The following is a 15,000-nucleotide window of genomic DNA, read 5'->3' as shown; positions in this document are numbered from 1 at the left end:
TTTTTTTTAATAATTTTTTTTAATCTTGCAATACACGCATGGAGTTACTTATAGTTAACAGTAGATATTTGAAATATGAGGGGTGCGGGAGACTTTTTTTGAAGGGGAGTGGGGTAAATGCGCAAGCATTTTTAGGGAAGTTATTTTTATAAGTCTCCCGCTCTTTTTTTATATACACATCGATAATTTTCTTATCCATAGCTTTCATTGATGTTCTTACCTTTTTTGATTATCATTGATTCTCATCATTACAAAATTTCAATGAGTATATTTTTACGAGGTATTAATGCATGGAGCCGCATCAATTAACGGTCGCACAACTTATTAGAAAATTAAATACCGACGCTCATAACGGGCTTTCTTATCAGGAATTTTACAAACGTTTGGCGCAATACGGTCCGAATAAATTATTAGAAACACCCGTCAAATCGTGGCCAGCTGTTTTTTTGAGCCAATTTTACAATCCATTAATTTATATTTTGTTGGCAGCTGCGACTATTATTTTTTTTGCAGGGCCTGACAAACTTGATGCCTTTATTATTAGTGGTGTTCTTTTGTTTAATGCCATTATTGGCACTATTCAGGAAGGACGCACTCGTTCAATTCTTGAAAGTTTAAAACAATTTATTGTCTCCCAGTGTGTGGTGATTCGTGATGGCCAAAAAATGTTGGTTAATGATGAGGATCTTGTTGTTGGGGATCTTATACTACTGCAAGAAGGCAATCGGGTTCCTGCCGATGCGCGGATTATTGAATCTAATAATCTGAATATTGATGAGGCTATTCTCACAGGAGAATCAATGCCGGTCAGAAAAAATATCGATATTGTTGAAGATGAGGCTATATTGGCCGAGCGTACCAATATAGCGTACAAAGGTACCTATATTCTTGCAGGTTCTGGGCGAGCCATCGTTATTGCAACGGGTGCACAGACAGCGATTGGTAAAATTCATGCATCGACTGAAGAAATTCAAACCGATATGCCGCTTAAACAAGAGCTTGATAGAGTTTCGTATGTTATTTTAATTGGCATTTTTTTATTGTGCATTGGTTTGTTTGCCATTGGTTTTGCAACCGGAAAGCCTCTCAAAGAGTTGTTGGTTATGGTCACGGCACTTTTTATTTGTGTAGTGCCTGAAGGGTTACCGGTTGTTTTTACCTTGGTGCTTGTAGGCGGTGTCTATCGTATGGCAAAGCAAAATGTGCTTGTTAAAAATATGCAGGCGGTTGAAGCATTGGGTCGTGCTGATGTTATTATTACTGATAAGACGGGTACATTAACACGCAATGAAATGGTGGTAACCGATGTTTTTGCCGACCAGACATCTTGGAAAATTTCTGGTTCAGGGTATCATACGCAAGGCTCAGTAATGCAAGGTAGTAAAAAAATGTTGCTTGAAGAGCAGTCAGAGCTTACTAAGCTTGCAATTGCAGCATCGCTTCTCAATAGTGCAGAGATTAATTATGATGCAGCACGCGATTTATTCACTATAAAGGGTGATCCAACAGAAGCAGCTTTGTATGTTTTTTCTCAAAAAATTGGACTAGTGCGTGATGATCTTGAAACAAGCTATAAAAAAATATATGAAATTCCCTTTGATCCATTGACGCCGTATCATGTTGGTTTTTATCAAAAAGACAGCGAAGGAGTTGCGTTTATTATTGGATCTCCTGAGTTAGTTATGCAACGGTCTACAATCATTACACCAATCATGCAAAAAAATTTAGCAGAGTTTTTGGATAGTGGGTTACGTGTTGTAGCGGTAGCAATTAAATCATTTTCTATAGACAATATGCCAGACCAAGCAGATAAGCAGTTAATATTTTTTAAAGATCAGGTAAAAACTGACTTAACAATACTTGGCGTTGTTGGCATACAAGATGCTATTAGGCCAGAAGTTGCAGGCGTTATTACGCAAGCACGTATGGCTGGGTTACGTATTATTATGGCGACAGGTGACCATCAAAAAACAGCACTGCGTGTAGCAAAAGAGGTAGGAATTTTTACCGAGGGCGATCGCGCAATTGATGGGTCTGAATTTAATTGTTTGTCTGACGAAGAATTAGTACGTGCATTGGATCATACCACGGTTTATTCTCGAGTGAGTCCAGAAAACAAATTAAGAATTATCACGATGTTTCATAGACTTGGCAAAATTGTGGCAATGACAGGCGATGGCATCAATGATGTGCCATCATTGATTGCCGCTGATTTGGGCATAGCTATGGGTCAAATAGGTACAGAAGTTGCCAAGCAGTCTTCCGATATAGTTTTGCTCGACGATTCTTTTGTGAATATTGTCAAAGCTATTGAGCAAGGCAGGCATATTTTTGGCGCTTTACGACGCGTTATTCTTTATTTTTTTACTACTAATTTAGGTGAAGTTTTAATTGTACTCTTTGCTTTGAGTCTGGGACTCCCTTTGCCGATTACCGCTGCGCAAATTTTATGGCTTAATTTAGTGACTGATGGTTTTTTGAATATAGCACTTTCTGTCGAACCGGAAGAACCTGGTTTATTACATAAAAGTTGGCTGACTCGTAAGCTGCGACTTGTGGATAGAAATATGATTTTAAAATCACTATTCATGGCGCTTCCTATGGGCATTGGGTCGCTTTTGGTGTTTTATGCAAACTATAAGGTCGATCTTGCGTATGCGCGAACCATGACGTTACTGACGATGGCGATGTTTCAGTGGTTTAATGTGTGGAATTGCCGGTCTGAAAAGCTATCTATTGTGCAGTCTGGATTGTTCAGTAATCGTTGGTTGCTGCTTTCAACATCTTTTGTGCTCTGTTTACAGTTCTTGTTGATCTATGCACCATTTATGCATGCTATTTTTAAAACAGTGCCTTTGTCTTTGGATGACTGGCGCATTGTTATTATGGTTTCGTCTTCTATCGTGGTGCTTGAAGAGGTGAGGAAATTTGTGGCAAGATTTTTTGCTCGGGCGTAAACAATTTAGATTTCTGTGAGCATTCCTTTGCGGACTTGTTCCGCCATAGCTCGAAAGAGCGAAGGCGAATTGACTATTTCCCTAAAAAAGATATTGTTATTATGTAGGTATGATTCTATTGTTTCTTAATAAAAATAATCTCTATTTGAAAGGATGACGTATGAAAAATGTTAATAAATTTGGTCTAGGTTTACTGCTCAGCGTTGCTATTATTGGTGGCGTTTCTGTGATCAATGCAAAGACGGGCGAAGTAGCTATGCCAACCACTACTAAGGCAGAATTAAATACTGCTGTTGATGTTACTCGTGCAGATCTTAAAGTTCGTGTTGTCGATGTTTCTTCAGCAATGCAAGCTTCAGAAGAAGGTCAAGATTTTGCTAAGAAAGTTGAACCAAGACGTCAACAATTAGCGCAAGACATTGAAGCTAAGGGCAAAGCATACGAAGATGCAATGACTAAATTAAAATCACAAGCTTCGACGATGAATGAAGCTGCACTTGCTAAGAAAAAACAAGAACTTGTTAAAATGGAACGTGACTACAAAGATACTTTGGAAAATAGCGAAGGCGAAATGAAGCTCGTTATCCAACAAGGTACGGGCATCATGATCGAAGGCTTGAGCTCATCGGTTGAGCAATTAGCTAAAAAAGAAGGTTTAGACTTGGTTGTTGATAAGAACAGCGGTCAAATAGTCTATAGTTCAGGTAAAGCTGATATTACCGCTCAAGTGGTAAAAGAAATGAACAAGCATTATTCAAGCAAGCTTGCTCGTAACGACAAGACAGCATCAAGCGTGTTGACTGTTGTATCAAATAAAAAAGCTCCAGCTGCTGCGTAAAGCAGAGCTGCTTTTTAGAAATTAAAAATGGCTGGCGAATATAAAAATCGCCAGCCATTTTTGTTGCAAATAATGTACCTATTCATGCTACATTGAACAAAAATACATAAGGGTCATTCATGAACAGTGTTATTGTAGCGCCGCAAAGCCACTTCGAGTTGGCTCAAAAAATAGCTCAAGGTTTTGGTAAACAACTTATTGTTCCTGAGATTACACAGTTTGCCGACGGTGATATCGAGGTTACTTTTGCTGATTACACACTTCTGCGTGGCGCAACCGTGTTCATTGTGCAATCGACCAATCCTCCAACACATTATAATCTTATGCAATTTCTGTTGTTAGTGCATGCGGTAAAAAATGCTGGCGCTGCGCGTATTGTTGGTGTTGTGCCCTATTTTGGGTATGCGCGGCAGGATAAAAGCATTATTCCTGGTGGCAAAGGGGCAGCAGAACTCGTAGCGCGCATGATAGAAGCGGCGGGGGTTGATGAACTCGTGGTTGTCGAATTGCATGCGCCACTTGTAGCAACCTTTTTTTCTATTCCAGTACATTCTGTTTCAGTTGTACCGTTACTCATTGAGCATATCGAGCAGCAGGATATTGTGTTGAATGAAACGTGCATTGTTGCGCCGGACCATGGAGCGCAAGACCGTGCACTAGCAGTTGCCGATAGCTTAAAGGTTGGGCATATTGTTTTTGCCAAAGAACGTTACGCTGCCGACCAAACACGCATTGGTGCCAGGTCAGGCGATTGTGTTGGAACAACAGCAATTATTATTGATGATATGATTGATACTGGTGGCACGGCGTTGCATGTGTGCGATGCGTTACGCGAACAAGGATTTTCAACTATTTATGGCTATTTTGTGCACCCGGTACTTTCGGGCACTGCTATTGACCTACTTGAGAAAAGTCACTTTACGGCAGTCTACGTTGCCAACACTATATCGCTACAAAAAACATCGCCGAAAATTAAACAGTTTGATATAAGTAGTTTGATTATTGATACGCTAAAAAACATCAAATAAAAAAGGACTATGTATGAAAAATATTATGCTAACATTGAGTTTGCTTTGTGCGGGAACCGTAGTAATTGCTGAGGATGCGCAACAAGAAACTATGCAAGTAACTCCTGGCCAAGAGTTTGAAATTACCTTGGATAGTAATCCGAGTACCGGCTATGGTTGGCGTGCTAAAATATCAGATGATAGTCTATTACAAGAACTTGATAAGACTTATAAAACTACTGTGCAAGCTGCTCAGACGCCCGGCGCAGGTGGCAAAGACGTTTTTACTTTTAAGGCATTAAAAAATGGAACAGCGTCGATAACTATTTCATATTCTCGACCTTGGGAAGGTGTAGAGCCAGCTAAAGTTCGTGAGTATACGATCACTATTGGTGATGCCAAAGAGGAAAAGTCATGTGTTAATGTTGATGCTGCTGCCTACGATACTGAACTGGCAAAAGCGCTTAAAATTGACGAAAAAAAGCTGAAATCTGCAAAAAAAACAGCACAGAGAAATATGAGTAAAAAAACAAAAAAATAAACAAGCGATTATAAAGAATGAGCATGCAAAATACTATTTCCATCGGATCTATTTCCACAATTATTGGCTTGGGTAATCCAGGCAGGCAGTATCACTACAACAGACATAACATTGGCTTTCTCGTTCTTGATGCTTTAGCTGAAGCCCATGGTGGTTCTTGGCGTACTAAGGAGCACATGGAAATTGCCGACATTATGTTGAATGGTGCAAAAATACTGCTGATTAAACCACAGACGTTCATGAACAACTCTGGTAAAGTCATTTCTTATTTAGCTAAGCAAGGCATTAAACCAGAAAATATTCTCGTTGTGCACGATGAATTAGAGTTGTCGTTCGGTCAGCTGAAATTTAAAGTTGGCGGCAGTCACAAAGGGCACAATGGCCTTAAATCTATTATTGCTTCTTGTGGCGACGGCTTTGCCCGCTTGCGATTCGGCATCGGTCGACCCGAAAATCGCGAAGATGTTTCCGATTACGTGCTACAAAATTTCACTGAAGATCGTGCCGAAGTTGAGCGCTTGATCGGTCAATCTGTTGAAATGATTCAGCAAAACATTAAATAGTACACCAATCAACAATAAGCGCCTTACGACCAGGAGTGCTTTGCGCAATCCAATGGCGAAGGCCAGAATTATGAAGATGACAGCCTTGAATACTCAAGCATGGGTTGATTACTTTCAATCCTGCTAACAAAGCTTGGTAGGCAATATAACCATCACAAGCCCAGGTGCCCATTTGTATATGCGCATCAGGGAATGTGCGTAATGGTGTTTTAAATATCCATACATCGTGTGATAAATATGACATGGTGGCATCAAAACTTCCATCGCGCTTATACTGTTCAAAAATCTTCAGAGAGCCATCTGATTTTGCATCCCAACGGGTAAGCACGAGAAATCTATTGCTTAAATCATAGTTTTCAAGTGCATCCAGTGTCTCGTTAAAATAAATGTCGGCGTTACTGAGCACAATTTTGCGTTCTGGGTATTGTTGGTTGACTAGGTCAAAACAATAAGCGAACGTTGGACGACCATCAATATAAGAAATCGTAATAGGTTGTTTTTTTAAGTAGGCAAGGAAAGCGCATTGATCATCATCTTTAGCGCGATCATATAATACATGGATAGTGCTGATCGCAGGGTGATGTAAATTGCGCTCGAGGCAGGTTTTATATTCTTGTTGGCGTTCTATATTTGTTTCGTTGTAAAGCGGGATCATTAAAATAAAGGTGGCAGGGTTTTGATGCAGATCAGCGTAAACTTGAAAGGTGAAAAAAAATATGCATAGTGTATGCGTTATATATGAATTGAGCTTGGACATTAAGTTCCTTTTTAATAGATTATTGCATAGAAAGTCTATCTGGTGTCGCTGTTGGTGTAGCTAATTTTTGTATGATAGTATCCATTTTTTTTTGCTGAATATAGTAGCATGCACTTGCACCAATTGCTAAGGGAACCCCTGCACTTATGGGGCAGATTACATTGCAGGCGCACCATGGTGCTGCCTGAGTTATTGCTAAACTAAAGCCGCCTGTTACCATCTGTGCACCTAGCGAGGCAATGCAAGCTGCAGTACCCGCTTTTCTTCGTCTGCGTTGTAGTTCTATGACAGCTTCATTTACTTCTTTTATTCTGGCTTCAAGTATTGTGTTTGAAATATCGATATGTTGACGCGTTAAAATTCGCTCCATTTGCATGGCGCGTTCATGTCTTGCTGAGGTATTTTGCAAGACTCCGTGCACATAATTTATTATTGGATGATCGGTGCTTGGTGCCGATGATACATCAGAAAATGGAGCATTCAGCATGTAATCAGCATGAGCTTCACCTAAATGTTGCTGAGGCTCTATAGGGTGAGCATGCGTCATGGCTTGTAGGCTATTTTCTGTATGTTTTTCCTCTACACGTAGCTGAGGTGGTATGTATGAGTTGTTATGTATAGTGCGTAAAGTATTGTTTGATGATTGATGTGCTGTAGCGGCAGCGCCAGCTCCGGGTCTTATTACGTTCATCTCTTGCTCTGGTAATAGGCTGTGCCCTATATTTTCAGATTCATTCTCATCATCTGATAAAGTGATTGATGATGAATCTAAGAATGGTTCATCCATGGCTTTGAGTATATAGGGACTAAGAAAGATTGTTGTGAGGGTGGCTAAGAATATTTTTTTATAGGTGTATACCATGATAAAATTCCTAGCGTTGGTTCATCAGTGCTATCAGTAATAAGTTGTTTGGCTGCCCTTCGGCCATTGCAGTAGCATTTTATTGCTCCTGTACATGCACAGCAACCGGCAACGGCTGTTAGTACTCCTATGCATGGGTTATATAATACGGGAGTGCATGCCAAGATGCTATATCCTGTTAATGTAGTACCACTCATTGCCAAGATGCAACTGAGTTGATAGCTGCTCTGTATGTCACTGACATTTGTCTGTACGCTATTTTGTAGTGCGGCAAGCTTATTGCAGATCGCAAGATGATAGGCATGATCTTTTTTGGTTTGATTTGCACAGACAATTAAAATCTCAGAATCTATATTATCATGATTATCTAAAAGTTGTGCTGTCTGATCTTCCATTGCTTGCAATGCATAAGTATTGAGTATGATGGTGACGGCGATAGTTGCGAAAAATGTTCTTTTGTTGGTATGTGTTCTAGTCATGAAAATCCTTTTTAATTATTTCTGATTATGTGATAACCATTCAGAAATAGCTGTTTCTAAATTGCTATCAAATTTGACACCGCCGCCTTGCAACGAATTGGTATTGCCTCCGCCTCGCAATTGGTGGTTATCTTTTAACCATGTGGCAAAATCTTTTAAATTTACCATGCTTGCAAACTCAGATGACAGTGTACACAAGAAGGTGATACGGTCGTCAATAGTACTGATTAAAAAATAAAAGCCTGGTTTTTTGTTGCCGAGATGGCTTGCTACGTCGCGTAAATCTTCCGCAGCAAAATCTTTAAGTGTTAAAAATAAGTACGGAATATTACCAATCTTTGTCACTGCTTCAAGCCAGATTGGGAGTTGAGATTTCCATGCTTGTTTTTTGAATTGTTTGATTTCTGATTGCAGTGTTTTAATAAAAGAAGCCTGTTTTTCTACGGTATCAACAATCTCTTCACGTTTAATCTTAAACTCTTGGCAGAGCTTTTTGGTGATATCAAATGTTTCTTGAAACAGTTCGATGGCCTTGTGTCCAGTGACAGCAAAAATTCTTCGTTGGCCAGCGGCAGGCGAGGTTACTTCAGTGATTTTAAAGGTGCCAATGTCGCCTGTTGCATGCACATGGGTGCCGCCACACAGTTCGGTTGAAAAGTTTGGAATTTCAACCATACGAACGTTTTCTGGTTTATATTTATCGCCAAAGAATGCGAGCGCGCCACGAGCTTGTGCTTCTTTAAGAGTCATGTACTGCACGTTAAGGAGAATATTTTCTCTGATTTTTTTATTCACTAACTCTTCGACGTTGTGAATATCTTCAGCGCTTAAGTTATCGTGATATGAAAAATCAAAACGTAGATAATCAGGATGTACTAACGAACCAGCTTGCTTGATTTGGTTGCCAAAAAGTTCAATAAGTGCTGATTGCAGCATGTGGGTTGCAGTGTGGTTTTTCATGGCAGCAACGCGCAATGGTTCATTGACGATTGAAGTTACGGCGTCGCCGATGTGCATGTTGTGTTGCGCGACAATTTTTGCTGCAATAGCAGTGTTAATGTAGCGAACTTCGGTTAGTGGTACTCGTACTCCCTCGATTTCCAGCCAGCCTTGGTCAGGCACTTGACCGCCGCCAACAATAAAGAAGGGCGATTTTTTGGCGATGACATAGCAGGTGGTCCCAGCAAGTACTGCGTGAACTACTTTTCCGTCCTGGACTAAGGCAATAATTTCTGAGGTTGTTTGTAGTTCTTTGTAACCAGTGAATTCGGTAGTAATTGATTCATCAAGGTCAACATGGAGTTGCTCGGTAGCACCTTTGTTTGATTGCTCTTGTTGTTTTGCCATTTCGGTTTCAAAGCCCACGGTGTCGACGATAAAACCACGTTCTTGAGCAATAACCTTAATCAATTCTACGGGGAACCCAAAGGTGTCGTATAATTTAAAGGTTTGTTGTCCGTTGATTATTTTTTCGACATTGTTTTCTTTAAAGTATTTTTCTAAAATCCCTTGGCCGCGTACAAGGTTGGTAGCAAATTTTTTAACTTCGCTATCTAAAACTTTGTAGACGAGTTCTTGTTGATTTTTAAGATCAGGGTAGATTGCGCCCATGTCTTGGACAACCACTTTGGATAATTCAGGAAACAGCGATTCATTTACCGTTAATTTTTGAGCAAATAATGCAGCACGGCGAATGATTTTACGCAATACATAGCCGCGACCATCATTTGAAGGAGCGCAGCCATCGGCAATCAGCATAGTGGCTGATCTACTATGGTCAGCAAGCACATTAAATGCACCTTTGAGGTGTGGTGGTTGCTCGGCATATTTTTTGCTACTCATTTCTTCTATTTTTGCCATAGTGTTGGCAAAAAGATCAGTCTCAAAAACAGAATCTTTATTTTGTACTAAGGTACATAAACGTTCCAGGCCCATGCCGGTGTCAACACCCGTTTGTTTAAGCGGTTTGTCGGTGCCATCTGGTTGTCGGTCAAATTGCATGAACACTAAGTTCCAAATTTCCAAAAACCTATCGCAATCACATGCGGGGCCACAGTTTTTTGGATCTGGGCAGCTTGGATCTTGGCCACGGTCTAAATGAATTTCGGTGCATGGACCGCAAGGGCCAGTGTCACCCATTTGCCAGAAGTTTTCTTTTTCACCAAGGCGATGCATTCTTTCTGTTGGAATGCCAATAGTTTTGTGCCAAATGTCGTACGCTTCGTCATCGGTTTTATACACGGTGATATGGAGTTTTTCTTCTGGTAAATTCATTTCTTTGGTTAAAAAATCCCACGCAAAAGGAATAGCATCTTTTTTAAAGTAATCGCCGAATGAGAAGTTGCCCATCATTTCAAAAAAGGTAAGGTGGCGTTTGGTAAAGCCAACGTTTTCCAAATCGTTATGTTTGCCGCCAGCGCGCACACATTTTTGAATGGAAGTAGCGCGGGTGTAGCTTCGTTTTTCAAGCCCAAGAAACACATCAGTAAATTGATTCATGCCTGCATTAGTAAAAAGTAATGTTGGATTGTGCGCAGGAATGAGTGAGGAGCTGGCTACTTTTTCGTGGTTTCGTTGGATAAAAAAGTCGAAAAATTTTTGACGAATTTCAATTGATTTCATAGTTAATCACGCTTCATGGTTGGATTGTTTGGTACTGCAAGACTATCAATAACTTCTTCAAATAAAAGAAAGTAGCAGGTGTTAGGTATCATTTTTTTACAGGTGCCGTTACGCAGGTTGGCTTTTGATTCTGCAAGGAGCATGCTGCATGCTATCAGAGCAAAAGGTGTGCAGGGGTTGTTGAGACCACAGCAACTGCAGATTATGGCTGAAGTTGCCCCATAGGTACCAGCGCATAGGCAACCAAGTGGATCATTATACTTTGTGGCAGAGGTATTTTGTATTTTTGTCATGCCTCCCCCTTGCCCAAGGCTTTCAAGGACAGGAGGTGTTGGTGGGGTTGATTTAAAACTAAAGCTGGAAAAATTACCACATGGGGTTGGTTTGAAGCTGAAAGCAGCAAAATTTCCTTGCCCTTTTAATGCAGGAGTTTCTGATGCATCGACTGTTGTCAGGTGCATGAATAAGGGAAGAGCGAGCAGAACTGTTCTGTAACTATGTAGCATGTTTTTTTTCTCTGATAATGAGTGGTTTTAATTAATCTTTATGTTCTTCGTTACGATCCATAGCAGGCACAGTAGGTATTGCTCTACGAATTTCTACGGCATTATGAGTCGCGCGCCATCGCAAAAGGCTTCCGGTGCATTGCAATCCTGTAGCCATAACAAAGCAGCATGGTGCGTTTTGTCCAATGGCATACAGAGCTGTACCAAATCCTAAATGCGCACATGTCGTATCATAATGAAGACCTTGTTGTTCGAGCTTCATGGCTTCTATTTCTTTGGTTAAAGCTTCATTTTGGTGTTGTGTTTTTTTATGAACGATTACAAGTGCTTTTAAACCATTTACGGCAGCTAGATTTAAATCAGTTAATTGGTTTTCGATAGCACATAATCTTTTTTCTAAGGCACTATTGGTAGCGCTGTTCGTACTATTTTGTGAATTTTGTTGCATTGCTTGTAGTGAATGAATGCTTAGTGTTGTGATAATCAATGAAACGAGGAATATTTTTTTATGAGCGCGCAACATGCTTTTCCCTGAATTTTTATTGTTGTTGTAACTGAATTATTGTTCTTTATTTTTACCACAACAAAAGCATTTCGCCAATAACTGCTTGAACAGAGAGCATGACGATGCCTTCTTTAGGTCTGTTATTTCTTGAGCCATAGATGTTACTTGTTGTGTTAACATGTCTATTGCCTTGTGTTTATCGTTGAGTGTTTGCAGAGAAATTAAGAGATTGTCTTGGAAAGTTTTATGGGATTCCAGGCCTTTATTTATTAATTCTTGCATTTCTTGCAACCGTTCGGCATTCATTGTTTGTAGCATAAGATGAGCATTTTTACTTTGGATGGCCAAATGAGCTGATGCATCTTTATAGTCGCTTTCAAGACGTTCTCTTTTGGTATCATGCTTTTGTAGTATTTGATTGGTCGTATCTTGTATTAGCTGTAAACGTCTGACGATTAAGGTCTCTAATGTTTTTTCACAAGCATCACCTTGATGAGACAATCTTTCTGAAAGAGCTTTATGGTTATTCAGTAATTGTTGTATATGTGCTTCACTTTTTTTTTCTATAATTTCAAGAGTTACGTCTGTTTTTTTTTGCATTTCTTCTAATCGTTGGGAGATTAGTTTCTCTGCTTTACGGTTAAATTCGTCATTTTTACGCAAAATAACTTCTGAAAGAGATCTGTGGTCATCTGACAATTGTTTTTTTTGGGCTTGGCTGTCGGTTTTTATTTGTTGCGCAAGTTCCTGTTTAAACAGAGTTTCTCTTTCTCTTGCGTCGGCGACAGTTTGAAGTTCTTCCTGTCGGCTTTTAGGCGTATAATCAATTATTACACCGTCCATTGTTTTCATATCATTAACAATCAGTGTAATTATGACTACTGTTGCCAACGATATTTTTGAGAAGCGGGACATCTTGCAACCTCCTGATTGTTGTTTGTAGAAAGGCTTTTTCATTGTCTTTTAATTTTACTACAACAAAAACATTTCGCCAACAAGTACTTAAAGAGAGAGCTGGTCATTTCTGGTGCCATGTTGGCACATCCGGTAATACATCGTGTGCTATTTTCTAGTGAAGGTCCTTCTTCTAGACAGGAATGTGTGGCTATTAAAAAAATGCCTGCACCAGTGATGCGCTGAGCTATGTTTGGGGGTAATATTAAATTGACATGGATAGGCTGGGGATATTCGTTTCGTTCAGTTGGAATTTCTATAACAACATCGGCGGGTTTTTCATCGATAGGACTGTGGTGAAATTTTCTCACAAATTCTTTCATTGAATCATGGGAAATTTTGATTTCCATACTGATGTGACGTGCATGACCTTTATAATCTGAAGAATTTTTCATTGGTGGTTGTGAAGCTTGAGTGCTCCATGTGCTGAGCGTGCAGAGTGCTAGAGATACAAGAGTTTTAGCGATGGCATGCATCATACGCACTCCTATTTTTTTAGGTCTTCTCTCATATAGCGCGGGAAGTTCTACAAGCGAATCTACTCTTATTCATTTTGTATTGCAAGGGTATGAAGGACAAAAAAATAGGGCAACCATACGATAAGTATGGTTGCCCTGAAAATGTCATAGAAAAATGAATTTAATCGCCTTTTTTTTCTTCGGCAGCACGTGACATTGCAGGAGCCGATGGAACGGCTGCAGCTTTTTTACGAATAATTGCTCGTGCTAATGAAAGAGTTTCGTTAATGCAGGAGCGTGTTTCTTTTGGATGTAAAAGTAGTGCTGCGTTGAATGCTGAGCATCCTATTGTTGCTGGTGTACAGCCAGAAAAAGCGCAACCTGTGGTTGAAAGTATGAGCCCACTTGCTGCAACACAGGTAACAGTATATTTTTCACAATTTTCTACCAAGAACGCTGCAACTGCAGGTATTTCGACTCTCAGTGCGGCAATGTTGCCGTTGAGTTCTGAAATATTGCCGCTTAACTTGTTTACGGTTTGTGACGTTTCTTTGTCAAATCCGATAGTAATGAGAGCTTGTTTTTCTTCTTTTGCGCCAAAAAGACTGTTAAGCATAGGCCTAGTAATGGTTGGTATGCAAAGAGTAATTATGAAAAGTGTAGTCATTTTTTTTGAAAGCATGGTTTTCCTTTGTGTGGCGTAATTATTTTGAAATTGTGGGTTATGTATGCGTTACTTTTTTGCAGCGAAAGCTGCAACTTCTGCCAAAATGATTACGGCTGCGCCGATTGCCATAAGCAAGCGTCCATGCGTTTTTAATTCTTGTCCTTTTTTTTCCGCTAGTTCTCTTGTGTTAGGGTCGAGTGCATAGGTAATTATTTTATTGCTTTCTCTTTCTTCATTCAGTCCTACTATGAACGTTGTTGTTGCTCCACCATATATTGAAATCATTGCTAAGGTTTTTTGCAAATCGCCCTTAGCGGTTGATGGATTATTCATTGAGAGCAAAAAAAGTACCGCTAAGAATATTTTTTTAAAGGTCATGATAGTCCTTGTTTTTATGGTTTCGGTCATATTTACTGTAGTAAAAAATGATTAAGCTGGTCAAGGTATTCAATAAGTATTGAATACCTTATAAGGCCTATTATTTAGTCTTTTTTCTCTTCAGATTTTGACATACTGACAGCGGAAGGAATTACTTCCCATCCCTTTTCTCTACCTCGTAGAGCATTTGATATATATTTAATCGATCTTTTGCCGCATTTAGCAGTTTCTTCTGGAGCGATAAGGAGGGAGCAGCCAACTATGCAAGGAATGCAGGTAGCTTGTATATTGCATGCATAGCAACTGCAGGCAGTCGTTGCAGTGGTTAATATGATAGCGCCAGTTAATGTTCTGATAGTGTTATTAATGTGTTTTCCGGTGTGGTCAACTACGTTTTTTGCGGCCTTTTCTCCCTTGTCAATAACGCCAGAAGTTGCGGCACCAGACAAACTACTCACGGCGTTTGTTGTGGTCCTAGAAAATAAATTAACTAGACTTGCACCGCCAGCGTATAAACCTTGTCCGATTTTTCCAAAAAAGCCTGGGGTTGTTGGTGTGACAGAGGTGACGCCAGTGCCAGTTGGAGCGGCTGCTGCGCAAGCAGCAGAGGAAGATGAACTTAATGAGCTAGATGGAGCTGAAAAAGAAGAAGAAGATGAAGAAGATGATGATGAACTAGCAGCAGCTGAAGAAGCTGATGGAGATGGTAATGGTGGAGGCGTTTGTATTAAGAGTGCTGCCAAAGTTTCTGTAGTAACGGAAGTTGGTTTTGGTGAGGCAAGTGAAGCTGATGCGGACGAGCTTGGTTGAGGAGAACTACTTGTTAAATCTTTCATCGAAAAGATTGCATGTGGTGTGCATGCCATAAGGGTGCCGAGTACTAGTGTTGTTTTGGTAGTCATGATG

Annotated in this window: 16 protein-coding genes; 5 read left to right on the top strand and 11 right to left on the bottom strand. The window is 40.0% G+C overall.

The genetic code is table 11. The features are described 5' to 3' along the window. Positions 1-290 precede the first annotated feature (290 nt). The 5 genes from NTX86_03595 to pth all read left to right on the top strand — a co-directional run bounded on the left by NTX86_03595 (position 291) and on the right by pth (position 5,906). Positions 291-2,957, top strand: a complete 2,667-nt coding sequence (locus NTX86_03595) for an HAD-IC family P-type ATPase (GenBank protein ID MCX5922387.1) — start codon at positions 291-293, stop codon at positions 2,955-2,957. A gap of 160 nt (positions 2,958-3,117) precedes the next feature. Beyond that, entirely contained in the window at positions 3,118-3,795 is a 678-nt protein-coding gene (locus tag NTX86_03590) for an OmpH family outer membrane protein (GenBank protein ID MCX5922386.1), read from the top strand. 119 nt (positions 3,796-3,914) lie between these two features. Beyond that, entirely contained in the window at positions 3,915-4,823 is a 909-nt protein-coding gene (locus NTX86_03585; protein MCX5922385.1) for a ribose-phosphate pyrophosphokinase, read from the top strand. A 13-nt stretch (positions 4,824-4,836) separates the two neighbouring features. Further along, positions 4,837-5,343 carry a protease inhibitor I42 family protein gene (locus NTX86_03580; GenBank protein MCX5922384.1) on the top strand — a complete coding sequence of 169 codons (507 nt, stop codon included), beginning with the start codon at positions 4,837-4,839 and terminating at the stop codon, positions 5,341-5,343. 23 nt (positions 5,344-5,366) lie between these two features. After that, the gene (gene pth, locus NTX86_03575; protein MCX5922383.1) at positions 5,367-5,906 is read left to right on the top strand and encodes an aminoacyl-tRNA hydrolase; all 540 of its coding nucleotides are present in this window, start codon (positions 5,367-5,369) and stop codon (positions 5,904-5,906) included. Here pth and NTX86_03570 read toward each other — a convergent pair. The 11 genes from NTX86_03570 to NTX86_03520 all read right to left on the bottom strand — a co-directional run bounded on the left by NTX86_03570 (position 5,899) and on the right by NTX86_03520 (position 14,996). Then, positions 5,899-6,663, bottom strand: coding sequence for a hypothetical protein (locus tag NTX86_03570; protein MCX5922382.1), 765 nt, complete (start codon positions 6,661-6,663; stop codon positions 5,899-5,901). The genes pth and NTX86_03570 overlap by 8 nt on opposite strands. Before the next feature lie 19 nt (positions 6,664-6,682). Further along, positions 6,683-7,525 carry a hypothetical protein gene (locus NTX86_03565; protein ID MCX5922381.1) on the bottom strand — a complete coding sequence of 281 codons (843 nt, stop codon included), beginning with the start codon at positions 7,523-7,525 and terminating at the stop codon, positions 6,683-6,685. Further along, positions 7,495-8,004: a hypothetical protein gene (locus NTX86_03560; protein MCX5922380.1), complete on the bottom strand. Its 510-nt coding sequence runs from the start codon at positions 8,002-8,004 to the stop codon at positions 7,495-7,497. Before NTX86_03560 ends, NTX86_03565 begins: the two co-directional genes overlap by 31 nt. Positions 8,005-8,019: 15 nt before the next feature. Continuing rightward, positions 8,020-10,626, bottom strand: coding sequence for an alanine--tRNA ligase (gene alaS, locus NTX86_03555; protein MCX5922379.1), 2,607 nt, complete (start codon positions 10,624-10,626; stop codon positions 8,020-8,022). Between the two features lie 2 nt (positions 10,627-10,628). Beyond that, positions 10,629-11,132 (bottom strand): hypothetical protein, encoded by a 504-nt coding sequence (locus NTX86_03550; protein MCX5922378.1) that lies wholly within the window; start codon positions 11,130-11,132, stop codon positions 10,629-10,631. Positions 11,133-11,163: 31 nt separating this feature from the next. After that, positions 11,164-11,655 (bottom strand): hypothetical protein, encoded by a 492-nt coding sequence (locus NTX86_03545; protein ID MCX5922377.1) that lies wholly within the window; start codon positions 11,653-11,655, stop codon positions 11,164-11,166. Between the two features lie 36 nt (positions 11,656-11,691). Then, positions 11,692-12,552, bottom strand: a complete 861-nt coding sequence (locus NTX86_03540) for a hypothetical protein (protein MCX5922376.1) — start codon at positions 12,550-12,552, stop codon at positions 11,692-11,694. A gap of 38 nt (positions 12,553-12,590) precedes the next feature. Next, on the bottom strand, positions 12,591-13,070 hold the full coding sequence (locus NTX86_03535) for a hypothetical protein (protein ID MCX5922375.1): 480 nt from the start codon (positions 13,068-13,070) through the stop codon (positions 12,591-12,593). A gap of 160 nt (positions 13,071-13,230) precedes the next feature. Further along, positions 13,231-13,731, bottom strand: a complete 501-nt coding sequence (locus NTX86_03530) for a hypothetical protein (protein MCX5922374.1) — start codon at positions 13,729-13,731, stop codon at positions 13,231-13,233. A gap of 51 nt (positions 13,732-13,782) precedes the next feature. Further along, the gene (locus NTX86_03525) at positions 13,783-14,094 is read right to left on the bottom strand and encodes a hypothetical protein (protein ID MCX5922373.1); all 312 of its coding nucleotides are present in this window, start codon (positions 14,092-14,094) and stop codon (positions 13,783-13,785) included. Positions 14,095-14,198: 104 nt separating this feature from the next. Further along, a complete protein-coding gene (locus tag NTX86_03520) occupies positions 14,199-14,996 on the bottom strand; it encodes a hypothetical protein (protein MCX5922372.1) in 798 nt (265 codons plus the stop codon). Between the last annotated feature and the right edge of the window lie 4 nt (positions 14,997-15,000).

This window comes from Candidatus Dependentiae bacterium (assembly GCA_026389015.1).
Classification (GTDB): Bacteria; Babelota; Babeliae; order Babelales; family Vermiphilaceae; genus JAPLIR01.
Note: the sequence above shows the minus strand (reverse complement) of the source record. Positions and strands in the feature narration are given on the sequence as shown.